The organism is Pseudoalteromonas sp. TB51 (assembly GCF_000498055.1).
In the GTDB taxonomy this organism is placed as follows: Bacteria; Pseudomonadota; Gammaproteobacteria; order Enterobacterales; family Alteromonadaceae; genus Pseudoalteromonas; species Pseudoalteromonas atlantica.
Window position 1 is genome coordinate 17,033 of record NZ_AUTO01000339.1, and the last position, 25,905, is coordinate 42,937.

A 25,905-nucleotide genomic window follows, 5' to 3' on the forward strand; every position below is an offset into this window, starting at 1 on the left:
ATTGCCAAGCGTAGTGCTTTAGCGCAAAATACAAGACAAATAAAAATTAATCAAACTAGGAATATCTAGCAATGACTTATGTTGTTATCTTTGCTTTGTTATTACTTATCACTTTGCTTGGCGCTTATATTAGAGTTGAAAACAATAGAAAAAAAGCGTTAGAAACCAAGAAAAAACAATTTAACGAACGTGTTGCCCAAGTAAACACTCGCCTCAAAACCAAGCTAAACAATTTATTAGAAGCCAAAATAATAAGACCTAAGTATGTAGCGCAAATTCAGGCAATTGTGGCCAATTTTTTTGTGGTTCAGCCCCATACAGATGAAAACTTGCAACATTTAGAAGATATTAACGACAGCTTAGTGAGCACGCTTTCGATTGAGTTTCAAAAAGCACTGCAAAGTGAAAACGCCCAAGCGCTACAAGATAATATACAGTACTTTGTGAGTGAGTTACCCCAGCAAGGCATACTATATAATAAAGCGTTTTATCATGAAATTTTGCCCTCATTGATTGTACAAATTAAAACTCACACACCTGAAAACCCAAGCGAAAGCCTTGAAAATACTGACGAAACCCCTTCTGATGAAAGTACTGACTCTGATGCGCAGTTTTCTCAAAATGCGAGTGTTGCTTAAAAAGTAAAAAATTAATTTGCAAAAAACCTAAACACTGTATAAATTAACAGTTAATTCACTGGATGGATGAACAGTATGTTAATTGGTTTAGAAATTAAAAATTTTGCAATTGTAAGTAACTTAAGCACTGAGTGGCATAACGGCATGACGGCGATCACGGGTGAAACCGGCGCGGGTAAATCGATTGCCATTGATGCACTTTCACTGTGTTTAGGCGAGCGCGCTGAAGCGTCGGCGGTTCGCCCTGGCACAGATAAAGCAGAAGTGTGCGCACAATTTGATTTAACTGCCCTTCCTCTTGCTAAAGCATTTTTAGAACAACACATGCTAACGAGTAACGACAACGAATGCCTACTTAGACGCGTTGTATGTAAAAATGGCCGCAGCAAAAGCTATATTAATGGCAGCGCTGTTACAGCAGCTCAACTTAAAGAGCTGGGACAGTATTTAATTTCTATACACGGACAGCATGCTCATCAGCAGCTTTTAAAAGCTGAACACCAGCTGCAACTGCTAGACGCCTACGCAGGCCACAACCAGCTTGTAAAAGCGGTTAGCCAAAGCTTTAAATTATATGCAAACCTGCAAAAAGAATTTAAACAGCTTGAGCAACAGCAATTACAACAAGCCGCTCAAAAACAATTACTCGAATACCAAGTTGCCGAATTAGATGAGTTTGCCTTACAAGACGGCGAGTTTGAACAAATAGAAGCCGAACATTACAAGCTAAGTAATAGCCAAACCATTTTAGAAGCCTGCCAGCGCGAACTTCAACATTTATACGAAAGTGATGAGCAAAATGCCTGTTCAATGCTGCAACACAGCGCTCAGCAATTTGCCGAGCTTGCAAATTATGACGAAAGCTTAGCAAGTGTAGCTGCATTATTAGATGAAGCCGCAGTGCAAGTTGAAGAAGCAAGCAGAGAAGTAAGAAACTACGCAGAGCAAGCCGACTTAGACCCTGCTAGATTAACAGAAGTAGAAGCGCGCTTAAGTGGCGCAATGGACTTAGCCCGTAAGCATCATATAAAGCCTCAAGAGCTGGTTGAGTTTCATCAAGGTTTAACACAAGAGCTAGAATCAATTAGTAACAATAGCTCACGTTTGGCGCAATTAGACGATGAAATAACTAATGCGCTAAGTGCATACCAGCACGCCAGTGATCAGCTAAGCGAAAGTCGCCATAAATATGCCAATACATTAAATCAATTAATTAGTGAAAGCATGGCTAATTTATCGATGGAAAATGGGGTCTTTGAAATTCAGCTTACCCAAGAAGCTGAGCGCCAACCCAATGCATTAGGTTTTGATAGCGTCTCGTTTTTGGTCTCTACTAATCCTGGGCAGCCATTACAACCTTTAGCTAAAGTTGCCTCGGGTGGTGAGCTGTCGCGTATTAGCCTTGCTATACAGGTGATCATTGCCCAAAAAGTGACAACACCAACGCTTATTTTTGACGAAGTGGATGTAGGTATATCAGGTCCTACCGCCTCCTCTGTAGGGAAGTTATTACGCCAACTAGGAAAATCAACACAGGTTATTTGTGTAACCCATTTACCCCAGGTTGCAAGTAGTGCGCATCAGCAGTTTTTTGTAGCAAAAGAAATAGCACAAGGCGAGACCTTTACTCAAATGCTCAGCCTAAATAAAGACGGCCGTATTAATGAAATTGCACGCTTACTTGGTGGCGATAATATAAGTAAAACCGCTAAAGCAAATGCTAAAGAGCTTATTATGGCGCACGCCTAAGTTATACTTTTGCTACAACAGTGGAGAGACGTTTTAAATGCAAAGCATGCTGATAAATTTTTGCCATGTTACTGGGTGGCTACTTGTTGTTTTGAGCTTTTTGCTTATTGGGTTTAGTAAGTTTAAGCACGCAGAATTTAAGCTAAAACTCTTTAGCTTTTTAAAACTTATATTGGTTTATCAAGTAACGGTGAGTGTTTGGCAGTGGTTTATTATTGGCAACATAGTGGCTAATAATCAATGGTTACTTTTATTAGCACAGATACTGTGCAGTGCAATGTGCTATTTAAGTTTACAGCGGCGAAAAAGTAAAAGCCGCCCCAACCTTGATAGTTTTTCTATGGATTAACTAACACAAGCGTTAAGAGCAAGTTCTATTTTTACCTTGCTCTTTTGCTTTGTATAATCGCTCGTCGGCAAGCTTTATGTCTTGGGCTATGGTTGTATCTAACTGGCTTTGCACAAGCCCCATACTAATAGTTAATACCACCGATTTTCCATTCATGCGCACTGGATTTTTTTGTAATTCGGCATGAATTTTTTCTGCAATACTTTGCCCCTGCTCTTTGTCGCTGTTTGGTAGTGCAATTAAAAACTCTTCACCGCCCCACCGAGAAGCAATACCTTGCTTTGGCATGCTCTTTTTTAAAATATTGGCAAGTTGGGTTAACGCTTCATCACCAAAGTCGTGGCCGTAGTTATCATTAATGTTTTTGAAATTATCAACATCAGCTAGCAAAATTACATACGGCTGCTTAGTTTTTTTATGAAGATGTTTAAGCTCAGCAAGTTCTTTCATCATAAAACGTCTGTTAGGTAAATCAGTTAAGTGATCTATTGTGGCAAGGCGCTCATTTTTTTGACTCAGCGCGACTATTTTTTCGTTGTATTTTTCGCGTGAGCGCTCATAAAAACCAGTTAATAAAGCAACAATAATAAAAGAAATGACCACCCTTAGTGGGAGTGCTTCAGGCTGATAATCATAAATATTAAAGTTATCTGTAATAATAAAGCCGGCGATCACGGCAAATAAAAAGGCAACAATATCAAATGTTCCTTTTTTAAGGCCTCTAATAGAGTAAGTCACCGGTGATACAATAAATATCCAAATTGGCCCAGTACCTTCAGCTCCGCCCGAGATCACTAAGTACAGCATTAAACAGTAAAGGTTATATAAAATGGTGGTCGCTGATTTTTCGACTGCGCGGTAAAGGCTAAAAGCCCACGCATAAAAACCAGCTGAAACTAGCAGCATAATACCAAGCACTACATCAGCATTAGACAATGCATTACACGCCATAGCGAAGGTAGCTATAAATCCGATGGTCGAAAAAAAGCGAACAATTAGCTTTCTTTCTCTGTTGTCTGAGTATGCATTCATATTATTATTTTTTATTTGCAAGCTAGCTTTAAAAGCTCATTTTCCGAGGATTTAAAAAAGAAGTTAGCAGCAAGTTTGTACTGAAATAGTACTTTAAGCAAGATTTACACGTTAATTATTGGTTAATGACAACTTTTTAATACTTTTTCATTTGAAAAAAGCAAAAAAAAAGCAAAAAAAAAGCAAAAAAAAAGCAAGCCAGTTGGCTTGCCTTTATTATATTTAAAACTTAACGAGATAATTAAACCTCTAAATAATCCATAATACCTTCAGCAGCGTTACGCCCTTCAAAAATAGCCGTTACCACTAAATCAGAGCCTCGCACTATATCGCCACCTGCAAATATTTTCGGATTAGTTGTTTGATGAGTAAATTCACCTTGCTCTGGTGCGTTAATGCCGCCCCAGTGGTTAATTTCTACATCATACTTTTCCAACCAGTCCATTTTGTGTGGTTTAAAGCCAAACGCCATAATAACCTGGTCTGCCTCAAGTACGTGCTCAGAGCCTGGTACAACTTCTGCTCGGCTACGGCCGTTTTCATCAGGCTCACCCAGTTGTGTTTTAACCATTTTAACGCCTGCAACATGGCCATTATCATCAAGTACAATACCCGTTGGCTGTACATTAAAGGTAAAGTTTACACCTTCTTCTTTAGCGTTTTTAACTTCACGCTTAGAGCCTGGCATATTTTCTTCATCACGACGATAAGCACAAGTTACTTTAGCTGCGTTTTGACGAATAGACGTTCGCACACAGTCCATCGCGGTATCACCACCGCCAAGTACCACAACCTTTTGATTGGCCATATCAATGCACGCTTGGTTTTTTTCATCGTAACCCATAACGCGATTTGTGTTACCAATTAAAAATGGCAGTGCGTCGTGTACGCCTGGCGCGTCTTCGTTTTCAAGACCAGCACGCATACTCTGATACGTACCTACACCTAAAAATACCGCGTCGTAGTCAGCTAAAATTTCGTCCATAGTGATATCTACACCCACTTCAACGTTTAGCTTAAATTCCACACCCATTTCGGTGAAAATTTCACGGCGCTTTTGCATTACTTCTTTTTCAAGTTTAAAAGAAGGGATACCAAAAGTAAGTAATCCGCCAATTTCTGGGTGACGGTCAAAAACCACTGGCTTTACACCATTACGCACTAAAATATCTGCACACCCTAAACCAGCCGGACCCGCACCAATAATAGCTACTTTTTTATCCGTCCATGTCACGTATGACATGTCTGGTTTCCAGCCCATTTTAAATGCGGTATCGGTAATGTATTTTTCAATATTACCTATCGTTACTGCGCCAAACTCTTCATCAAGCGTACATGAACCTTCACACAGTCTGTCTTGTGGACATACGCGTCCACACACTTCAGGTAAACTGTTTGTACGATGAGAAAGCTCAGCCGCTTCTAAAATACGGCCAGTTCTAATTAATTTTAACCACTGCGGAATGTAGTTATGCACTGGGCATTTCCATTCACAGTAAGGGTTACCACAATCTAAACAACGGTCAGCTTGTGAATTTACCTGATTCTCAGAAAAGGGTTCGTAAATTTCCACGAAAGATTTTTTACGCGACGAGATTGGTTTTTTGCGCGGATCAACACGCTGCACGTCTATAAATTGATATACATTTTCGCTCATACTGCCCCCTTATTGCGCTTGAACACGAAGTTCTGCGCTACTGCGAGCGCGGTGCCCGAGTAAACTTTTTACATCACTTGATTTTGGTTTAACTAGTTTGAACATAGGTAAGTACAGTTCAAAATTAGCTAAAATGGTTTCTGCTCGACATGAACCCGTAAGCTCTAAATGCTCGGCAATTAGGCCACGCAGATGCTCTTGGTGCGAACTTAAATCATCAAGTGTTACTACTTCTACAAGCTCTGGATTAATGCGTTTTTCAAAGTCACTTCGCTCATCTAAAATATAAGCAAAACCACCTGTCATACCCGCACCAAAGTTAACGCCTACATTACCTAGCACACATACAACNCTTGCACGCCAGAGTTACGCACTGCAAAACGCTCACCAGCACAGCCTGCGGCAAATAACTTACCACCCGTAGCACCGTACAAACATGTGTTACCTGCAATAGTCGCTTTATGACTTTCAAACGATGATCCCAGTGGTGGGCGTATAACAAGCTTACCGCCTGCCATGCCTTTACCTACGTAGTCGTTTGCATCGCCAATAAGGGTCATCTCTAGGCCACCGGCATTCCAAACACCAAATGATTGCCCTGCTGTACCATGTAGCTCAATAGATACTGGATCTGCAGCCATACCTTGATTGCCGTGCTTAGAGGCTATGTAACCCGACAGCATTGCGCCCACTGAACGGTCTGTATTACATATGCGGCTCACGAGCGAAATACCCGATGAGGTATCAATCGCTTGTTGCGCTTTACCTAGTAACGTTTCGTTAAGTTCACCTAAATAGTGCGAGCTATTTGGTGCGCTACAAAATAAGGTTTCGCCCGTTGGGTTATTTGGCTGAGCAATTACAGACGATAAATCTATTTTCTTTTGCTTCGCTGTTTTACCTTCAATCGCTTCTAATAAGTCTAAACGGCCAATTAAGTCAGTTAGATTAGCAATACCTAAGCTTGCCATAATTTCACGTGCTTCTTGGGCTATAAACTTAAAGTAGTTCATCGCCATTTCTGGTAAGCCGTGGTAATGCTTTTGACGAAGTGTTTCATCTTGCGTTGCAACACCGGTCGCACAGTTATTTAAATGACAAATACGTAAGTATTTACAACCTAGCGCCACCATTGGGCCTGTACCAAAGCCAAAGCTCTCTGCACCTAAAATAGCGGCTTTAATGATATCTAAACCTGTTTTTAAACCACCATCTGTTTGCAGGCGAATACGGTGACGAAGACCATTTTCAACAAGCGCTTGCTGGGTTTCTGCAAGGCCAAGCTCCCACGGGCTACCCGCGTATTTAACTGACGTTAATGGGCTTGCCCCGGTACCACCATCGTAACCTGAGATAGTAATTAAGTCGGCGTACGCTTTAGCTACACCTGTGGCAATTGTGCCTACACCTGGCTCAGATACTAACTTCACCGATATCATCGCTTCTGGGTTTACTTGTTTTAAATCAAATATTAGCTGGGCTAAATCTTCAATTGAGTAAATATCGTGATGCGGTGGTGGTGAAATTAATGTTACACCGGGTACCGAATAACGAAGTTTTGCAATATACGGCGTTACTTTTTCGCCTGGTAGTTGTCCGCCTTCGCCTGGTTTAGCACCCTGCGCCACTTTAATTTGAATTACATCAGCATTACGAAGGTAGTGCGGCGTTACACCAAAACGACCCGAGGCAACTTGTTTAATACGTGAGTTTTTCTCGGTGTTGTAGCGCAACTTATCTTCACCGCCTTCACCTGAATTTGAACACCCGCCTAAGCGGTTCATTGCAATGGCAAGCGCTTCATGCGCCTCAGGCGAAAGTGCACCAATACTCATAGCTGCAGAGTCAAAGCGCTGGTATAAAAATTCAGCCGGCTCAACATCATCAATGCTAATGCCTTTTTCAGGTAATTTAAGCGCTAACATATCGCGCAGCGTTGCAATAGGACGGTTATTAACTAAATCAGCATAGGCTGCGTAGTCTTTATAATCACCTGAACGTACGGCCTTTTGTAGCGTTTGAATAACATCTGGGTTGTAAGCGTGGTATTCACCACCGTGAACGTATTTTAATAAACCGCCATGGCTGAGTAATTTACGTTTACTAAAAGCAAGTTTATGAAGCTTTTGCTGATCAATATCAAAATCGCTAAAACAGGCGCCTTTAATACGACTTGCCACACCTTTAAAGCACATTTCTACCATAGCATCAGATAGACCAACCGCTTCAAAAAGCATTGAACAACGGTACGATGCAATTGTGCTTATGCCCATCTTAGACATAATTTTGTACAAGCCTTTATTAATGGCTTTTCGGTACGAAAGCGTCACTTCGCAGTACGATTTATCAATCACTTTACTGTCGCTCATCGCAACCAGTGACTCGTATGCAAGGTATGGGTAAATTGCGGTTGCACCAAAACCAAGTAATACGGCAAATTGGTGTGCATCGCGTACGCTACCCGTTTCAATAATAATATTAGACTCACAACGTAAGTTATTATCTACTAAACGTTTTTGTACAGCACCTACCGCCATAGCAGCAGGAATTGGTAATTGGGTTTCGCTAAAGTTACGGTCAGATAAAATAAGCATTACACAGCCGGCTGCTGCTTTTTCTTGTGCAGCGTCGCAAATACGTGCAACCGCTTTTTCTAAACCTTCCTCTGCTGTGTATGTAATATCAATTTTACAGTAGCTGTAATGCTCGTCATCGGCATTTAGTAGCTGCTGCATGTCTGCATACATTAAAATTGGCGTATCAAACTGTAGGCGCTTAGCGTGGCCTGTGGTTTCATTAAATACGTTTTGCTCACTACCAATACACGTTGCCAGTGACATTACGTGGTTTTCACGCAGCGGGTCGATTGGCGGGTTAGTCACTTGTGCAAACTTTTGGCGGAAGTAATCGTACAATGAACGATGCCCTTCGCTTAGTACTGCAAATGGCGTGTCATCACCCATAGAGCCAGTTGCTTCTTGGCCGTTTTCACCCATTACGCGAATAACACTATCGAGCTCTTCGTTAGTGTAACCAAACATTTTTTGGTATTTAGCAAGTGTTTCGTCATCAAATGAGCGATTACCCGCATCTTGCTCGGTAAGCTCTTCAAACGGGGTTAAACGTTTAACGTTTTCTTCAAGCCATGACTTATAAGGATGACGCGATTTTAAATCTTGGTCGATTTCGTCTGAGTGCCAAATTTTGCCTAATTTAGTATCAATTACTAACAGCTCACCTGGTCCTACACGGCCTTTTTCAACCACTTCATCTGCAGTGTAATCCCAAATCCCTACCTCAGAGGCAAGTGTAATAAAGCCATCTTGGGTAATAACATAGCGCGCTGGACGCAGGCCATTTCTGTCAAGGTTACAGGCTGCAAAGCGCCCATCAGACATAACAATGCCCGCAGGGCCATCCCACGGCTCCATGTGCATAGAGTTAAAGTCGTAAAATGCGCGTAAGTCATCATCCATAGCACGGTTTTTCTGCCATGCAGGTGGCACAAGCATACGCATAGCACGGAATAAATCCATGCCACCCGCTAAAAACAGCTCCAGCATGTTATCTAAGCTTGAAGAGTCAGAGCCGGTTTCGTTTACAAATGGCGCTGCGCTTTGTAAATCAGGAATAAGTGGCGATGAAAACTTATACGAACGTGCACGAGCCCATTGGCGGTTACCTTCAATGGTATTAATTTCACCATTATGCGCTAAATACCTAAATGGTTGTGCTAAAGGCCAACGCGGCTGGGTATTAGTAGAAAAACGCTGATGGAATACACAAATAGCGCTGGTCATACGAATATCAGCTAAGTCTAAATAAAAGTTAGGCAAATCTGCAGGCATCATAAGGCCTTTATAGATAGTCACTAACCCCGATAAACTCGCAATATAAAACGACTCATCCTCTGCTAAACGCTTTTCTGCACGGCGACGTGCTACATATAAACGTCGCTCTAAATCTTTAGAGCGCCATCCTTCAGGCGCACTAACAAAAATTTGCTCAAAACCAGGTAATTGCTGTGTCGCAATTGGCCCTAGCATTGAAGGGTCAGTAGGCACTTCACGCCAACCGAGTATTTTAAGTGTTTCTTGTTCTAATTCCTCACATAAAACCTGTTTTGCAGCTTGTGCTAAAACGGGATCTGAATTTAAGAAAACCATGCCTACGGCGTAATTTTTACCTAAGTGCCAATTATGCTCACTCGCAATAGCACGGAAAAAACTGTCAGGTTTTTGTAGTAATAAACCACAGCCGTCACCTGTTTTACCATCGGCAGAAATACCACCGCGGTGCTGCATGCGATCAAGTCCAGTAATAGCTGTACGAATAAGCCGATGACTAGCTTGACCATTTACTTGGGCTATTAAGCCAAAGCCACAATTATCTTTTTCTAATGTTGAGTCGTATAACATAGACCCCTCCCTTGCTGCACTGTTAACGTGAATGAACTGCTCGACGATTTGCTAACAGACGCACAAAACTAGCCTCTATAGTAAATAGAGTCAATATTATTTTGAATACATATTCACATTCTTGAATATTTCTCACTTCAAGGCAAGATTTCTTTTTTACCCATAAGTTTTAACAATTAGCGCTTATTTGCGCGTTATTTTTTCATGACACTGGTGTCAATTTTAACATTTTGTAAAAACAAAGGCGTTAAAGCAATACCCTTTACGTAAACGTAAAGAGCCAAACCAATGAATAAATATTCACTAATTTCCCGCAGGTTCAGTTAACATTTAGATAGTTTAATGCGTTTTAAATAAATTAGAGGTTTAGGATCACGCTTTTTTAGCGTTCATTAGTATAGTTATTAATTGTTGTGTCGTTTTTAGTGCAGATGTAGTGAATTTTTATTTATTACCAATTCGCTTGATTGAGCGAACTATTGTAAGGCTGGAAAAGCGTGTTGATAGCTGGGCAAAAAACTCGCTATTTAGTTGTTCTAAAGAAAATTTTTTAGCGAAAATAGCGACACGTTTAGCCCCGCAAAATGATTACGTCTTATTACGCATTGATATAAAACTCATATTTTAATTAAAATTCGCGCTTATATAAGTAGCTTTGTTGCTTACTTATCCTGACTAGGTGCACCTAAACAAGGAGCAAGGGCTGAGTTTGCTAACTATTGAGCACAAATTAATGGTTATAATCACCCACTGATGGGCTGTTCAAGAGATTAAGACGTAATAAAGTTATATAGCCACAAAAAAGCCACGTAAAACGTGGCTTTAATAATCTAGCAAAGTAGCAATTACTCTGCGTCAGCTTCTTTATACTTAGCTGCAGTTTCAGTGATCAGTGGCTGTAATTCACCACGTTGAAACATTTCAATGATAATGTCACAACCACCTACTAATTCGCCCTCAACCCAAAGCTGTGGGAAAGTAGGCCAATTTGCGTATGCTGGTAACTCAGCGCGAATATCTGGATTAAGTAAAATATCAACATAGGCAAATGGTTCGCCACATGACATTAGAGCTTGTGACGCTTGTGAAGAAAAACCACAATTTGGTAATTTAGGCGACCCTTTCATGTAAAGGATAATTGGGTTTTCTGAAATCTGCTGTTTAATTTTATCAATGGTTTCCATCTACAACCTCAAAATGACGATAGCTTGATATACCTAGGGCTTGAAAATAAATCATTGTGGCCACAGATATATAACTTAAAATGGGCAAATAAAGCCGCAATTGAAATAGTCTTTAGCAATAGCATTGCTGTTTGCTTAAACTTGAGTAAAATACTCAACAATTATAGTAACACTATATTTTCGTTTGGTATAGGTAAGTGGTCTGTTCTATCAGGCATTACGTACTATCAAGCGAGTTATCAACCAAAAGAAGATGGAGATAAAAAAATGGCATTTGAACTACCGTCACTACCATATGCAATTGATGCACTTGAGCCTCATATTTCACAAGAAACTCTTGAGTATCACCACGGTAAGCACCACAACACTTACGTTGTTAAATTAAACGGTTTAATTCCAGGTACTGAATTTGAAAACAAATCTTTAGAAGAGATTGTTTGTTCATCTGAAGGTGGCGTATTTAACAACGCTGCACAAATTTGGAACCACACTTTCTACTGGAACTGTCTATCTCCAAATGGCGGCGGCGAGCCAACAGGTGCTATCGCTGACGCTATTAACGCTAAATGGGGCTCTTTTGACGCGTTTAAAGATGCATTAAACGACAAAGCGGTTAATAACTTTGGTTCTAGCTGGACATGGTTAGTTAAACTAGCTGACGGTTCATTAGATATCGTAAACACGTCTAACGCAGCAACGCCGCTTACAGACGAAGGTGTTACACCAATCCTAACTGTGGATTTATGGGAACACGCTTACTACATTGATTACCGTAACGTTCGTCCTGATTACCTTAAAGGTTTTTGGGCGCTTGTTAACTGGGAATTCGCGAACGCTAACTTCGCTTAATTAGCTATTATACGCTGATTTAAAAAGACGCCTCGGCGTCTTTTTTTATGCCTTTATAAAATTCAAACCGCCTTTATACGCGCGAAATTGCTAATTTAGCCACATGATCTTTTTTCACTTAAATTTTTAATTTTATTGCACAAAAATATCAATCTCTGACTAAACTTTAAAAAGTAAGCACCTTTTTAAAGCGGGTTTCGGAGGTTATTATGACTATTTTTGAGCACTACCAAGCACGATACGAAGCAGCACAAGAAGAAGAATACAGCATTAGCGAATTTCTAGAAATTTGTAAAAATGACAAATCAGCTTATGCCAGCGCCCCTGAGCGTTTACTTATGGCAATAGGCGAGCCGCAAATGGTTGATACTGCAACCGATGCACGTTTAAGCCGGTTATTTTCTAATAGAGTGGTTGCACGCTACCCTGCCTTTGCAGACTTTTACGGCATGGAAGATGCCATAGAACAAATTGTCTCCTACCTAAAGCATGCGGCTCAAGGCCTAGAAGAATGCAAACAAGTCCTTTATTTACTCGGCCCTGTTGGGGGAGGTAAATCTTCAATTGCAGAAAAACTAAAATATTTAATGCAACAAGTGCCTATCTATTCAATTAAAGGCTCTCCGGTAAACGATCATCCGCTCAGTTTGTTTGACCCAGTAGAAGATGCCAGCGTTCTCGAAAAAGAATACGGTATTAAACCACGTTATTTAAAAACGATTATGTCGCCATGGGCTGGTAAACGATTAAAAGAATTTAACGGCGATATTAGCCAATTTAGAGTCGTCAAACGCTACCCCTCTATTTTAAATCAAATAGGTATAGCCAAAACCGAACCCGGTGATGAAAATAATCAAGATATTTCTGCATTGGTGGGCAAAGTAGATATTCGCCAGCTTGAGCACTTTGCTCAAAACGACCCCGATGCCTACGCTTACTCAGGCTCTTTATGTTTAGCAAACCAAGGTTTAATGGAGTTTGTAGAAATGTTTAAAGCCCCTATCAAGGTGCTGCATCCACTCCTTACCGCAACGCAAGAGGGTAACTACAACGGTACCGAAGGTATTAGCGCTCTGCCCTTTAACGGCATGATTTTAGCCCACTCAAATGAGTCAGAATGGCAAACATTCAAAAATAATAAAAACAATGAAGCGTTTTTAGATCGTGTTTATATTGTAAAGGTCCCTTATTGCCTGCGCGTGACCGAAGAAATAAAAATCTACGACAAACTTATTCAACATAGTGAACTTGCCAGTGCACCGTGTGCACCAGGTACGCTTAAAGCGTTAGCGCAATTTACTACCTTATCTCGATTAAAAGAGCCTGAAAACTCTAGTATTTACTCAAAAATGCGGGTCTATGATGGTGAAACCCTAAAAGATACCGACCCTAAAGCAAAATCTTATCAGGAGTATCGTGATTACGCAGGGGTAGATGAAGGCATGACCGGCCTTTCCACTCGTTTTGCTTTTAAGATTTTGTCGCGCGTATTTAATTTTGATACCACCGAGGTTGCAGCTAATCCGGTGCATTTATTTTATGTTTTGGAGCAACAAATAGAGCGTGAACAATTTAGCGCCGAAGTGGAAGAGCGCTATTTAAGTTTTTTAAAAGGCTATTTAATTCCGCAATATGTTGAGTTTATTGGTAAAGAACTACAAACCGCGTATTTAGAGTCATACTCTGAATATGGCCAAAATATTTTTGACCGCTATGTGATTTATGCTGATTTTTGGATACAAGATCAAGAATACAGAGACCCAGATACAGGACAGTTATTTGACCGCGCCTCGTTAAATGCAGAACTTGAAAAAATAGAAAAACCCGCCGGCATTTCTAATCCCAAAGATTTTAGGAACGAAATAGTTAACTTTGTATTACGTGCACGCGCTCACAATAATGGTAAAAACCCGTTATGGACAAGCTACGAAAAACTACGCACTGTGATTGAGAAAAAAATGTTCTCAAATACCGAAGATCTACTCCCTGTTATTTCCTTTAATACAAAAACCTCCGCTGAGGATCAACAAAAACACGAGGACTTTGTTAACCGCATGGTTGAAAAAGGCTACACGCAAAAACAAGTGCGTTTACTTTCTGAGTGGTATTTACGGGTTAGAAAATCGCAGTAACCTTCATGTAGTTTAGGGGGAACAGTATGGCGCATTTTATAGATAGACGCTTAAATGGTAAAAACAAAAGCACGCTTAATCGTCAGCGCTTTATTAGGCGCTATAAAAAGCAAATAAAAGAAGCAGTGTCTGATGCGGTTAATAAACGCAGCGTTACCGACTCAAGTTCAGGAGAGAGTATATCTATCCCGCAACGAGATATTAGCGAGCCCATTTTTCACCAAGGTAAAGGGGGCGACAGAGAACAAATTCACCCTGGCAACGATCAATTTTCAACAGGTGACAAAATTGAGCGCCCTAAAGGCGGCCAAGGTGGTGGCGCAGGCGATGGCGATGCAAGTGATTCAGGCGAAGGCCAAGATGACTTTGTGTTTTCTATTTCTAAAGATGAATACCTTGATTTACTCTTTGAAGACCTAGAACTGCCCAACTTACAAGAAAACCAGCTAGATAAGCTTGTACAAATGAAAACTCATCGGGCTGGTTTTTGTAGCGATGGTATGCCCAGTAATATTGATATAGTACGCTCATTACAGGGCTCACTCGCCAGAAGAGTCGCCATGAGCGCGGGTAAAAAAAGGCGCCTAGCAGAGCTTGAAGGCCAACTTGCGATGGAGCGTGAGCAAGCCAACAGCGACCAAGCCATCATTGCGTTATTACAAGAGGAAATTGAGCAACTTAAACAGCAAATAAAAGCCGTACCATTTATTGATAATTACGACTTACGTTTTCGTAATTATGAAAAACGCCCCCACCCCACCAGCAAAGCCGTTATGTTTTGTATTATGGATGTATCAGGCTCAATGGATCAGGCCACAAAAGACATGGCAAAGCGTTTTTATATTTTGCTGTATCAATTTTTGACCCGAAGTTATAAAGACATTGAGGTGGTGTATATACGCCACCACACACAAGCTAAAGAGGTCGACGAACAAGAGTTTTTTTATTCTCAAGAAACTGGCGGCACTATTGTCTCCAGTGCCCTTAAATTAATGAACGAAATAATAAAAGAGCGCTATGATTCAGAGCAATGGAATATATACGCAGCGCAAGCATCTGATGGCGATAACTGGGCAGACGATACCCCACACTGCGGTGAAATATTACGTAATAAGCTACTTAATGCGGTACGCTACTTTGCCTATATAGAAATTACCACGCGTGCGCACCAAAGCTTGTGGCGCGAATACCAAAACATCGCCCAAACCCATAGCAACTTTGCAATACAACATATTCAAAGTGTTGAAGACATTTACCCTATGTTTAGGGAGCTATTTAAAAAAAATCGTCAACAACAAGGGGCTGCTTAGCCTAAGCGAGGTTTACTATGAGCACTGAACGAATTAGCGATGGCCCAGATTGGACCTTTGAGCTGCTTGAGCAATACCAAACTGAAATAGCCCGTGTTGCAGCGCATTATCGCTTAGACACTTACCCTAACCAAATTGAGGTAATAACAGCTGAGCAAATGATGGATGCTTATTCAAGCGTAGGCATGCCTATAGGCTACAGCCATTGGTCATATGGTAAAAAATTTATACAAACCGAACAAAATTATAAGCGTGGGCAAATGGGGCTGGCTTACGAAATTGTGATTAATTCAAACCCCTGTATTGCTTATTTAATGGAAGAAAACACACTCCCTATGCAGGCACTGGTTATGGCGCATGCCTGTTATGGCCATAACTCATTTTTTAAAGGAAACTACTTATTTAAAACATGGACTGACGCCGACTCCATCATAGATTACTTAGTGTTTGCTAAAAATTACATTAGCCGCTGCGAAGAAAAATACGGTATTACACAAGTAGAAAGCTTAATTGATTCGTGTCACGCATTAATGAATTACGGCGTAGATAGATATAAACGCCCGCAGCAAATTTCCCTTTTTGAAGAGCAAAAACGCCAGAAAGAGCGTGAAGACTACATGCAATCTCAAGTAAACGAGCTATGGCGCACTATCCCCGCTCAACAGCAAGAAGCTAAAAAGCAAGAGAGGCATTTTCCGCAAGAGCCGCAAGAAAACATTTTATACTTTATTGAGAAAAACGCGCCTTTATTAGAGTCTTGGCAGCGAGAAATAATACGTATTGTGCGAAAGATATCACAATATTTTTATCCGCAAAAACAAACCCAAGTGATGAACGAAGGCTGGGCCACCTTTTGGCACTATACCATTTTGAACCACTTATATGATGAAGGTAAATTAACCGACTCCTTTATGATGGAGTTTTTGCAAAGCCATACCAACGTGGTTTATCAGCCACCTTATAACAGCAATTACTATTCAGGTATAAACCCGTATGCACTGGGTTTTAATATGATGGTGGATATTCGCCGTATTTGCGAAAACCCAACAGATGAGGATAGACGCTGGTTTCCTGAATATGCAGGCACTAATTGGCTAGACACACTGCATTTTGCGATGGAAAACTTTAAAGATGAAAGCTTCATAAGCCAATTTTTATCACCTAAGTTAATTCGTGATTTTAAGCTGTTTACTATTGTCGATCACTGCCGTAATCCACATCTAGAAGTAGGCGCAATACATGATGATAGCGGTTATCAGGCTGTACGCGAAGCGCTTTCAGCGCAATATAATTTGAGTAATCACGAACCTAACATTCAAGTATATAATGTTGATGTTAGAGGCGATCGTTCTTTAACGTTGCGTTATGTTCCTCACAATAACATCCCCCTTGCTGACTCGCATAAAGAAGTGCTAAAACACCTGTACAGGTTATGGGGATTCAAGGTTCAATTAGAGCAAGAGACCAGTACAGGCGATGTGTCTACTCTTGGCCAATGCCCAGCAGATGATACTCGCCATACTACAGAGTAAATAAAATGCCTGATAAAAAATGGCATTTTAACCAAGCCCTTGTTAAGTATTTACTGCCAAGGCTTGCGGCGCAATTAGGTGCATCCTTGGTTACTTTAATTTAGCAGTAATATTACCGTGGCCTTAATTTTAGCAGCGCATAAAAAAGACGCTTATGCGTCATTTTTTATATCCTCAAAATCGGTTACTCTGTTACGGCCATGCTCTTTTGAGTGATACAGGGCTTTGTCAGCGGCTTCAATCCACCGCTCATGTTTTGCAAAGTCAGGGCTATTTCCTGCAAAGCCAACACTCACAGTCATCTCTATTTTTGTGTTTTTATAAACAAAAGGGTTGGCTTCTATTAACGCTCTTATGCGCTCGGCAAATATTGCTGCGCCTTGCTTGTCGGTATCGAGTAAAGTAACAACAAACTCCTCCCCACCATAGCGCCCTGCTATATCGGTTTCGCGAAGCGTCGTTCGTAGCAGTTCTGAAAGGTGGCGTAGCGCTTCATCGCCACAGCTATGGCCATGCTCATCATTAATTTTTTTAAAATGATCGATATCAAACATCAATAATGTGCTGCTGCCACCGCTGCGCTTAACACGTAAAAACTCTTGGTGCAGTGTGCTTTCCCAATGCCCACGGTTAAACAGTTGCGTTAAGCTGTCGGTTTGGCTTACTTGCTCTAAACGCTTATTTAAATCTTCTAATTCTTTTTTATTGACCGCCACATCGGTAACATCATAAATAATGATACAAATATGACTGACCTCACCCAGTGTATTGGTAAGTGGAATAAAGGTCGCATTTTGGTACATGTAATCCGCTTTACCGGTAATGGGGCGGTAGTTTTTAAAACGAAAGATGTAAGGTTGCTGCTCCCAGATAGTAAAAGAGCGGTTTTTAAGTACAAATACAGACTCTGACTTGCTTCTAAACCATTTCTCATCAATCGAAGGAAATAAATCAAATAGGTCTTTGTCTTTTACAGCACTTGGTAATAGCCCAGAATGATTTTCCATAAAGCCATTCCACACACACACTTTATAATTTCTATCCAGTACAACCAGGCCCACATCAACCGTGTTAAACATATCCATTAACCAATGGATCTCATTCATTTCTAAATCAGCGGCCATAACTTAGTCTTCTAATAGGTAAGCAACTTTGTATTTCAAAGTTTTAAGTGAATCTTCGGTAAATAACAGCATAAGATCGCAGTTAATATCATGGTTTTCGATGCCGTAGCTTATTTCTATCGCTAAGGTTCTTTGCCAACGAGATTTATTTGATTTAACCAATTCAGATACGTCGCGATGTTGGCCAAGTACAATGGGATGACCTTGGCTAAAAGACATATCTAGCTGTTTAGAAAGCCCCGTTAAAATTGAGCCTATTAAAATATTACTAATATCCATAAGTAGCTCAAGCTCAACTTTGTCGTTCAGCTCACCGTCGTAATTCATCAGTGACGCAATTTCTTTAAAGCTTGAATCATTTAATAAAAGTAATGCCTCGCCCGATACGCCACNCCGCCAATAAAGCCTTGGCACACCCCTGATGTGGCAGCATTATTGTCAATTGACTGCAGCGCCATATCCAGTTCATTAACTTCAAGCACATTCACATTCGGAATTGGCAGCTCTACAAACACATTCAAAAGCCGTGCAAGCAAATCGCCTGCTTGGCCCATAGCGACATTTGTAAGCTCTTGGTATATATCGCGCACATCTGGGTCTACTTGTTCACCTAAAGAATGAGCAAGACGCTCGCGCATGGCTTTATCTTTAATGCCATGATGCTCGATAATATCGGCAAGTTTTTCAGGTGAGCAAGGTTTTTGGATAAAATCAATGGCGCCTAATTCAAGTACGCGTTGGTGCGCATTTGGCTGAATATCGCCAGATACAACCACGGTTAGAATATTAAGGCCTTGCTCTTTCATGGCCATAAGGACTTCGTAACCGTCCATTTCAGGCATGTTTAAATCAAGAAAAAGGATTTCAGGCTCGATTATTTTTAGTTTTTTGATGCAATCAACACCATCTTGAGCAAACTCTACTTTAATATCCCAGTCATCTGGTAAAGAGCGGGCTAGCTGGCGCCTCGCTAATTTTGAGTCGTCACATATTAATACGGATGTTGACATACTATCTCTCTATTATTTAACCCAATGTTGTCAATAGGCCTTATGACTTTATTAAAGATACATTTTGTAACTACATGTTAATAAAAGTTCATGCAGTTTACAATTTATATATCACAGAACTTATTATTACTTTTACAGTGATATTTAATCGCTTGGTCAGTGATATTGAGTATAATACACTCAAACCTATTGCGTTAATTTAAAAGGAAATAACCTATGGTACGCTCTCTTATTTTTGCACTAAGCACACTGGCTTTAAGCTCAGTTGGGCACGCATCACAGTACCCAGAAAACACGCTTGATGCAGGTAAGGTCTCTGCTCAGGGTAAGCCTGTCACTTTGTTAGGTAAAGGTGTAAGTGTAGGTGATAATGCGCCAAATTTTAAAGTGGTTGATGGTGGTTTTGCCCCTGTAAATCTTAATGATTATAAAGGGCAAGCTGTATTAATCAGCGTAGTGCCAAGTTTAGATACTGGCATTTGTAGCTTACAAACCAAACATTTTAATGAAAAAGTAGCGACGCAATTTCCTGCTATCGCAATACTGACCATCAGTGCCGATTTACCTTTTGCTCAAAAACGCTTTTGTAATGCTGAAAACATCGACAAAGTAACAGCTCTTTCTGACTCTGTATGGCGAGACTTTGGCCAAAAATATGGCTTAATTATAAAAGATATGGGACTACTAACTCGCGCTGTGCTTATTTTAGATAAAAGCCATACAGTGATATACAAACAGCTCGTGTCTAATTTATCTACCGAGCCAAACTACGACCCAGTAATAGAAAAGCTAAAAACGTTATAGGTAACAGGGCGTGTTGACCTTTGGTGGTTTAATTTTAAATTGTTAAAAGCTACTAAATACAAAAAAACCGCCCAAGGGCGGTTTTTTAATACCTAAGCTGTGTTTAGATTATATTAACCTAAAAGCTCTGCTAGTTGCTGGCTTACTGTTTCAACAGCTTGCGTACCATCAATTTTATGGTACTGCGTGTTACCTGCTTGCGCTTCAGCTTGGTAGTAATCAACCAATGGCATAGTTTGCTCATGGTAAATAGCTAAACGTTTACGAACTGTTTCTTCCGTGTCATCTGCACGAATAATAAGCTCTTCGCCTGTTTCATCGTCTTTACCTTCCACTTTTGGTGGGTTGTAAACAACGTGATAAACACGGCCAGAGCCAGGATGTACGCGACGTCCACCCATACGCTCAACAATTACTTCATCAGCAACGTCAAACTCAATAACGTGATCAACCACAACGCCATTTTCTTTCATAGCATCTGCTTGTGGAATAGTGCGTGGGAAGCCATCAAGTAAAAAGCCTTGTTCGCAGTCTGGTTTAGCAATACGCTCTTTCACTAAACCAATGATGATATCGTCAGAAATTAACTGACCTGCATCCATTACTTTTTTCGCTTCCAAGCCAAGTGGTGTACCTTCTTTAATGGCTGCACGAAGCATATCACCGGTAGAAATTTGTGGAATACCGTATTTGTCCATTAAAAACTGAGCTTGAGTACCTTTACCAGCACCTGGCGCGCCCAAAAGAATAATGCGCATATCATTGTCCCCTAGTATGGATATTTATTTTAAAGCCTGAATTCTTCCACAAGCGCTGCAGATACTCAAGCAACTTATACTAATTGCCTACTTTAGAGCACATAAAAAAAGGAAGCATACGCTTCCTTTATAATTATGGTTATATTTTAGGCTCTTTTAGCAATTAAAAGAGCCTGTTAGCCTTACTTATTTAAATCAAGCATTAACTTGTTTAAACGTGTTACGAACCCGGTAGGATCTTTTAATGTACCGCGTTCAGCAAGTAAAGCTTGGTCTAGTAATACATGAGACCACTGTGCAAACTTATCTTCGTCTTGCTCATCGTTTAAGTGCTTAACTAACTGATGCTCAGGGTTAAGCTCAAACACTGGCTTAGCCTCTGGTACAGGTTGCCCTACTGACTCCATAAGCTTTTGCATTTGCGAGCTCATGTCGTTCTCATCGCTAACCACACAGGCAGGAGAGTCTGTTAAGCGATGCGTAAAGCGTACTTCTTTAACTTCTTCACCTAGCGCTGTTTTAATGCGCTCAATTAAGCCTTCTACTTCTTTTTCAGACTCTTCTTGCGCTTTTTTTGTTTCTTCGTCGTCAAGCTTACCTAAATCAAGGTCGCCACGTGTAATTGACTGGAATGATTTTTCGTTAAACTCAGTTAAGTGGCTCATCATCCACTCATCAACACGGTCACTTAGTAATAATACTTCGATGCCTTTTTTGCGGAAGATTTCTAAGTGCGGCGAGTTTTTAGCCGCTGTAAACGAATCAGCAACCACGTAGTAAATTTTATCTTGCTCATCGTTCATACGCTCAATGTATTGCTCAAGCGATACATCTTGTGTTTCTGAGTCGGTATGCGTAGATGAGAAGCGTAACAATTTAGCAATGGCTTCTTTATTCGCTGTATCTTCTGCTGGGCCTTCTTTGATTACTTGGCCAAACTCGTTCCAAAATGTTTGGTAGTCTTCGGCTTTGTTTTTAGCCATACGCTCTAGCATTTTTAAGATACGAGACGTACACCCTTTACGAATCGCTTGCGTTACTTTGTTATCTTGTAAAATTTCGCGCGATACATTTAGGGGTAAATCGTTTGAATCAAGCAAGCCTTTTACAAAGCGCAGGTAGCTTGGCATAAACTGCTCAGCGTCATCCATAATAAAGACACGTTGAACATACAGTTTTAAGCCACTTTGGCGCTCACGGTTCCATAAATCGAACGGCGCTTTTTTAGGGATATACAATAAGCTTGTGTACTCAGTTTTACCTTCTACTTTATTGTGCGCCCAGTTTAGCGGCTCTTCCCAATCATGGCTTACATGCTTGTAAAACTCTTTGTATTCTTCATCAGAAACCTCTGACTTATCACGTGTCCATAAAGCGGTTGCACGGTTAATGCTTTCCCACTCACCTGGAACTGCTGGGATTTTTTCGCCGTCTTCGCCTTCAGACTCAGGCACTTCTGCTTTATACATTTGTACAGGCGTAGAAATATGATCTGAGTATTTAGTAACAATGCTACGTAAACGGTATTCATCCGCGTATTCTTTTTCTTCTTCACGCAGGTGTAAAATGATATCCGTACCACGGCCTTCTTTTTCAATTTCTTGTAATGTGTACTCACCTTCACCTTGTGATTGCCACTCGTACGCTTGTGTTTCACCCGCTTTACGCGTGCGCACTGTCACTTCATCAGCCACAATAAAGGCTGAGTAAAAACCAACACCAAATTGACCAATTAATTGTGAGTCTTTACTTTGGTCACCGGTTAAGTTTTTGAAAAACTCAGCAGTACCCGACTTAGCAATAGTTCCTAAAGAGCTAATCACTTCTTCACGCGTCATACCAATACCATTGTCAGAAATGGTAATTGTGTTCGCTTCTTTATCTGCGCTAATACGTACACGTAAATCGGCATCACCCTGGTAAAGGTCGCCATTTGAAAGCGCTAAAAAGCGTAGCTTATCGGCGGCATCTGATGCATTTGATACAAGCTCACGTAAAAATATTTCTTTATTCGAATATAACGAATGAATCATTAAGTTTAATAGTTGTTTTACTTCTGTTTGAAAGCCTAATGTTTCTTTTTGTGCTGCAGTCATTTATGTATCTCCAATTAGCAAAGTGTCTGCGTTATGCACTTAATATGGGGTGAGGTGGAGTAACTTCAAGGGAAAAATTTAAAAAAGCAGCTTTTGCGCTGACATAAATAAAAAGCCACATAAAAATGTGGCTTTTAGAGTTAAATTACGGTGTATTTTTAGCGTGCTGGGCTTTTAAAGCACTGACTTGTTCGTGTAAATAATTAGCACTTACCTGCTCAGCGCCAATCGGCTTTCCCACACTCACCGATACTAACGACCATTTAAGGCGTGGTAGTTGCCACTTGGCTTTACGGCTAAACATACTGCCCCACAAGCCACCTAAGTGAACGGGCACAACAGGCACAGGTGTGCGCTCTATAATGCGCTCAATGCCCCGCCTAAACATGTCCATTTCACCATTACTTGTTAGTTTTCCTTCAGGAAAAATACCAACTAACTCACCGCGTTCAAGCGCTGCGGCAACCTCATCAAATGCTTTTGCAAACGCCTTTGGATTGGCTTTTTCGCTATCAATTGGAATAGCTTTTGCCATTTTAAATAGCCAATGCAGCGCTTTTGAGTAATAAATGGGAGCAAACACCATAAAGCGTATAGGCCTAGGCGAAGTGGCTAAAATAAACATCCAATCTACAAAGCTAACATGGTTAGCCACAATAACGGCTGCGCCTTCGCTTGGAATATTTTCATGCCCTTTTGTGCGCACGCGATACATGCATATAGCTAAAATATAGATAACAAAGCGCAAGAAAAATTCCGGTACCTTAGTGTAAATATAAATAGAGATAAGCAAATTAAGCCCCGCCAAAAGCAATAGTAACGACGAAATATGCCACTCTAAAACAGAGAGCGTTACAATACTTAATATGGCACTGCCAACCATAAAGAGCGCATTAAGCACATTATTAGCAGCAATCACCCGCGAACGACTTGCCTCCTCGGTACGCTGTTGAATAAGCGCATACAGCGGCACAGTATAAAAACCGGATGCGATACCAATACCTGCCATCCAAACAAAATGCCATACCATGTCGCCCGTATTGAGTACTTGTTTAAGCGTTAATAAGTTTTCAGAGGGCGCGATATATTGACTAATAGCCGGCTCTTGGCTTAATAAATACAAAAATAGCGTAATTAAAATAGCGCCAAAAGGTACAATGCCCAGCTCAATACGTGAGCGCGAGAGCTTTTCGCACAACAAAGACCCCACGGCAATGCTTAGCGAAAACACCACCAGCGCACTGGTTACCACGAGTTCATCGCCACCCATTACATGCTTAACGTAATTAGGTAATGCCGTTAAAATAACCGCGCCTATTAGCCAAAACCAGCTTATACCCAACACCGATTTACCAACCGATTCTGTTTGAGCATTAAGCGCTTTAAATACATTTTTAGTGGATGAAAAAATATTATAGGTAAAGTGCAAATTAGGATTATTAGCTTGGCTTATAGGAATAAAGCGGCTGCTGAAAAAGCCAAGTACCGCAAGTATCAGCACGGCAATACTAATAATTGTAGGACCTGTTGTTTGAGTAATGTAATAGGTGCCAAAAATAGTACCAATTAAAATAGCTACAAAAGTGGCAGACTCAACCAAGCCATTGGCTTTTGTTAATTCGTTAGGTGCCACATGCTGCGGTAATATTGAATACTTAAGCGGGCCAAAAAAAGTACTTTGCAAGCCCATAAAAAACACGGTAGTCAGCATTAGCCACACATATTGCGTAAAAATAGAGGCTGCGCCAATAACCATAATCGGTATTTCGCAAAATTTAACAAGCCGGATCAGCTTTGATTTTTCTGTTTTTTCGGCTAATTGCCCCGCCATTCCTGAAAATAAAAAAAACGGTAATATAAATAAGCCCGCTGCAAGGTTTGAATACAGCGCACCATCGCCAAGGGTTGCAGCTTGAAACACTAACAATATAAGCACGGATTGCTTATACACATTATCATTCATAGCCGACAAAAACTGCGTTACAAATAGAGGTAAAAAGCGCTTACTGCTGAGTAAGCCGCCTTTATTGTCGTGTTTATTATTTTGCATAGTACTCCTTACTAATCAGATAAATTCCTGATGTTTTTATAGCAACTTGAGCGATATTTTTAAGGCGCGTGAGCCGTGCAACTATCACGTTATCTAGTTGTTGTTAGTCAATAATTTATAACACAACGTCGCCAAGTTTAACTCATTTATTAATTTAATATGATTACCGGCAAACCCACACACGTTATACGGTAATTAAATAGCAAACACAAAAAAGCCCACATATTTTACTATGTAGGCTTTTAAAACGATTTCAGATAGTTATGTTAGTCCTGCATAACCGCTCGGCGGCCACTAAATGCATGCATTAACGTGGTGCCATCTACTAAATCAAGCTCGCCACCAACAGGTATACCATGCGCTATACGCGAGGCCCCTACTTTATATTTATGGCAAAGCTGGGCAATATAATGTGCAGTGGTTTCGCCCTCAACCGTGGGGTTGGTAGCTAAAATCACTTCGTTAATACCGCCGTGCGAGAGCTTTTGTTCAAGTATATCAAGGCCAATTTCTTTAGGGCCAATACCGTCAATTGGCGATAAATGCCCCATAAGTACAAAATATAAACCAAGGTATTGGCCTGTTTGCTCTATTGCCAACACATCGGTAGGCGACTCAACAACACACAGCACACCACTGTCTTGGCGTTTTGTACTTAAGCAAATATCACACTGCGCTTGCTCAGTAAAAGTGCGGCACGACTGACAATGCCCAACCGCGCCCATGGCTTTGGTCAATGCGTTACCAAGTTGAGTACCGCCTTTACGATCGCGCTCTAATAAATGAAACGCAATGCGCTGAGCCGACTTAGGACCAATACCCGGTTGGCAACGTAGCGCTTCTATAAGCTGCGTTAAACTATCTGAAAGTTGCATATTTGCTTAAAACGGCATTTTCATACCTGGTGGTAATTGCATACCGCCAGTTACTTTGCCCATACGCTCTTGCGTTTCGTCAGCAACGCGGCGAACAGCATCGTTACATGCTGCAGCAAGTAAATCTTCAATCATGTCTTTGTCGTCTTCCATAAGGCTTTCATCAAGCTCAACACGACGCACATTATGATTACCAAGCATGGTTACTTTTACAAGGCCTGCGCCGGCTTCGCCAACAACTTCCATTGTCGCGATTTCGTCTTGGGCTTTTTGCATGCGCTCTTGCATTTGCTGCGCTTGCTTCATCATGTTACCCATTCCACCTTTAAACATAATTT

17 protein-coding genes and 2 pseudogenes are annotated in these 25,905 nt (G+C 40.8%); 8 read left to right on the forward strand and 11 right to left on the reverse strand.

Annotation, left to right across the window (positions count from 1 at the left end; genetic code table 11):
• Positions 1 to 71: 71 nt before the first annotated feature.
• Together L650_RS0121320 and recN are read left to right on the forward strand one after the other, a co-directional pair.
• The gene (locus L650_RS0121320) at positions 72 to 638 is read left to right on the forward strand and encodes a hypothetical protein (RefSeq protein WP_029774345.1); all 567 of its coding nucleotides are present in this window, start codon (positions 72 to 74) and stop codon (positions 636 to 638) included.
• A gap of 75 nt (positions 639 to 713) precedes the next feature.
• The gene (gene recN / locus L650_RS0121325; protein WP_029774346.1) at positions 714 to 2,387 is read left to right on the forward strand and encodes a DNA repair protein RecN; all 1,674 of its coding nucleotides are present in this window, start codon (positions 714 to 716) and stop codon (positions 2,385 to 2,387) included.
• Between the two features lie 361 nt (positions 2,388 to 2,748).
• On the opposite strand, the gene L650_RS0121335 is transcribed toward recN, so the two are convergent.
• From L650_RS0121335 to gltB, 3 genes and pseudogenes are all read right to left on the reverse strand, one after another.
• Positions 2,749 to 3,768, reverse strand: coding sequence for a GGDEF domain-containing protein (locus L650_RS0121335; protein WP_223230618.1), 1,020 nt, complete (start codon positions 3,766 to 3,768; stop codon positions 2,749 to 2,751).
• 241 nt (positions 3,769 to 4,009) lie between these two features.
• Positions 4,010 to 5,425, reverse strand: coding sequence for an FAD-dependent oxidoreductase (locus tag L650_RS0121345; RefSeq protein ID WP_004588108.1), 1,416 nt, complete (start codon positions 5,423 to 5,425; stop codon positions 4,010 to 4,012).
• 9 nt (positions 5,426 to 5,434) lie between these two features.
• A pseudogene (gene gltB, locus L650_RS0121350) lies at positions 5,435 to 9,843 on the reverse strand (glutamate synthase large subunit).
• A gap of 436 nt (positions 9,844 to 10,279) precedes the next feature.
• Between gltB and L650_RS0121355 the strand changes: the two are divergent.
• Entirely contained in the window at positions 10,280 to 10,471 is a 192-nt protein-coding gene (locus L650_RS0121355; protein ID WP_029774348.1) for a hypothetical protein, read from the forward strand.
• 217 nt (positions 10,472 to 10,688) lie between these two features.
• Here L650_RS0121355 and L650_RS0121360 read toward each other — a convergent pair whose 3' ends face one another.
• The gene (locus tag L650_RS0121360) at positions 10,689 to 11,027 is read right to left on the reverse strand and encodes a Grx4 family monothiol glutaredoxin (RefSeq protein WP_004588110.1); all 339 of its coding nucleotides are present in this window, start codon (positions 11,025 to 11,027) and stop codon (positions 10,689 to 10,691) included.
• Positions 11,028 to 11,294: 267 nt separating this feature from the next.
• Here L650_RS0121360 and L650_RS0121365 point away from each other — a divergent pair, with 267 nt between their 5' ends.
• From L650_RS0121365 to L650_RS0121380, 4 genes are all read left to right on the forward strand, one after another.
• Positions 11,295 to 11,876: a Fe-Mn family superoxide dismutase gene (locus L650_RS0121365; protein WP_004588111.1), complete on the forward strand. Its 582-nt coding sequence runs from the start codon at positions 11,295 to 11,297 to the stop codon at positions 11,874 to 11,876.
• A 209-nt stretch (positions 11,877 to 12,085) separates the two neighbouring features.
• Positions 12,086 to 14,008 (forward strand): PrkA family serine protein kinase, encoded by a 1,923-nt coding sequence (locus L650_RS0121370; RefSeq protein ID WP_024033371.1) that lies wholly within the window; start codon positions 12,086 to 12,088, stop codon positions 14,006 to 14,008.
• Between the two features lie 26 nt (positions 14,009 to 14,034).
• Positions 14,035 to 15,318, forward strand: a complete 1,284-nt coding sequence (locus tag L650_RS0121375; RefSeq protein ID WP_029774349.1) for a YeaH/YhbH family protein — start codon at positions 14,035 to 14,037, stop codon at positions 15,316 to 15,318.
• Positions 15,319 to 15,335: 17 nt separating this feature from the next.
• A complete protein-coding gene (locus L650_RS0121380) occupies positions 15,336 to 16,850 on the forward strand; it encodes a SpoVR family protein (protein ID WP_029774350.1) in 1,515 nt (504 codons plus the stop codon).
• A gap of 152 nt (positions 16,851 to 17,002) precedes the next feature.
• Here L650_RS0121380 and L650_RS0121390 read toward each other — a convergent pair whose 3' ends face one another.
• Positions 17,003 to 17,974 (reverse strand): diguanylate cyclase, encoded by a 972-nt coding sequence (locus L650_RS0121390; RefSeq protein WP_029774351.1) that lies wholly within the window; start codon positions 17,972 to 17,974, stop codon positions 17,003 to 17,005.
• Positions 17,975 to 17,977: 3 nt separating this feature from the next.
• Positions 17,978 to 18,984 (reverse strand): annotated as a pseudogene (locus L650_RS0121395) (response regulator).
• Between the two features lie 216 nt (positions 18,985 to 19,200).
• On the opposite strand from L650_RS0121395, the gene tpx reads away from it, so the two are divergent.
• Positions 19,201 to 19,788, forward strand: a complete 588-nt coding sequence (gene tpx / locus L650_RS0121400; RefSeq protein ID WP_004588117.1) for a thiol peroxidase — start codon at positions 19,201 to 19,203, stop codon at positions 19,786 to 19,788.
• Between the two features lie 113 nt (positions 19,789 to 19,901).
• On the opposite strand, the gene adk is transcribed toward tpx, so the two are convergent.
• From adk to L650_RS0121425, 5 genes are all read right to left on the reverse strand, one after another.
• On the reverse strand, positions 19,902 to 20,546 hold the full coding sequence (adk, locus tag L650_RS0121405; protein WP_004588118.1) for an adenylate kinase: 645 nt from the start codon (positions 20,544 to 20,546) through the stop codon (positions 19,902 to 19,904).
• 182 nt (positions 20,547 to 20,728) lie between these two features.
• Positions 20,729 to 22,642: a molecular chaperone HtpG gene (gene htpG / locus L650_RS0121410; RefSeq protein ID WP_024033368.1), complete on the reverse strand. Its 1,914-nt coding sequence runs from the start codon at positions 22,640 to 22,642 to the stop codon at positions 20,729 to 20,731.
• Between the two features lie 145 nt (positions 22,643 to 22,787).
• Positions 22,788 to 24,692 (reverse strand): MFS transporter, encoded by a 1,905-nt coding sequence (locus tag L650_RS0121415; RefSeq protein WP_029774352.1) that lies wholly within the window; start codon positions 24,690 to 24,692, stop codon positions 22,788 to 22,790.
• A gap of 266 nt (positions 24,693 to 24,958) precedes the next feature.
• On the reverse strand, positions 24,959 to 25,567 hold the full coding sequence (gene recR / locus L650_RS0121420; RefSeq protein ID WP_004588121.1) for a recombination mediator RecR: 609 nt from the start codon (positions 25,565 to 25,567) through the stop codon (positions 24,959 to 24,961).
• 6 nt (positions 25,568 to 25,573) lie between these two features.
• On the reverse strand, positions 25,574 to 25,900 hold the full coding sequence (locus tag L650_RS0121425) for a YbaB/EbfC family nucleoid-associated protein (protein ID WP_004588122.1): 327 nt from the start codon (positions 25,898 to 25,900) through the stop codon (positions 25,574 to 25,576).
• Positions 25,901 to 25,905: the final 5 nt, after the last annotated feature.

Bases quoted from the DNA above. Each gene is read 5' to 3' on its own strand.
- L650_RS0121375 (WP_029774349.1), top strand. From the start codon at position 14,035: ATGGCGCATTTTATAGATAGACGCTTAAATGGTAAAAACAAAAGCACG.
- L650_RS0121415 (WP_029774352.1), bottom strand. From the start codon at position 24,692: ATGCAAAATAATAAACACGACAATAAAGGCGGCTTACTCAGCAGTAAG.
- L650_RS0121365 (WP_004588111.1), top strand. From the start codon at position 11,295: ATGGCATTTGAACTACCGTCACTACCATATGCAATTGATGCACTTGAG.
- L650_RS0121335 (WP_223230618.1), bottom strand. From the start codon at position 3,768: ATGAATGCATACTCAGACAACAGAGAAAGAAAGCTAATTGTTCGCTTT.
- recN (WP_029774346.1), top strand. From the start codon at position 714: ATGTTAATTGGTTTAGAAATTAAAAATTTTGCAATTGTAAGTAACTTA.
- L650_RS0121360 (WP_004588110.1), bottom strand. From the start codon at position 11,027: ATGGAAACCATTGATAAAATTAAACAGCAGATTTCAGAAAACCCAATT.
- L650_RS0121390 (WP_029774351.1), bottom strand. From the start codon at position 17,974: ATGGCCGCTGATTTAGAAATGAATGAGATCCATTGGTTAATGGATATG.
- L650_RS0121370 (WP_024033371.1), top strand. From the start codon at position 12,086: ATGACTATTTTTGAGCACTACCAAGCACGATACGAAGCAGCACAAGAA.
- htpG (WP_024033368.1), bottom strand. From the start codon at position 22,642: ATGACTGCAGCACAAAAAGAAACATTAGGCTTTCAAACAGAAGTAAAA.
- adk (WP_004588118.1), bottom strand. From the start codon at position 20,546: ATGCGCATTATTCTTTTGGGCGCGCCAGGTGCTGGTAAAGGTACTCAA.
- L650_RS0121320 (WP_029774345.1), top strand. From the start codon at position 72: ATGACTTATGTTGTTATCTTTGCTTTGTTATTACTTATCACTTTGCTT.
- L650_RS0121345 (WP_004588108.1), bottom strand. From the start codon at position 5,425: ATGAGCGAAAATGTATATCAATTTATAGACGTGCAGCGTGTTGATCCG.
- L650_RS0121425 (WP_004588122.1), bottom strand. From the start codon at position 25,900: ATGTTTAAAGGTGGAATGGGTAACATGATGAAGCAAGCGCAGCAAATG.
- tpx (WP_004588117.1), top strand. From the start codon at position 19,201: ATGGTACGCTCTCTTATTTTTGCACTAAGCACACTGGCTTTAAGCTCA.
- recR (WP_004588121.1), bottom strand. From the start codon at position 25,567: ATGCAACTTTCAGATAGTTTAACGCAGCTTATAGAAGCGCTACGTTGC.
- L650_RS0121380 (WP_029774350.1), top strand. From the start codon at position 15,336: ATGAGCACTGAACGAATTAGCGATGGCCCAGATTGGACCTTTGAGCTG.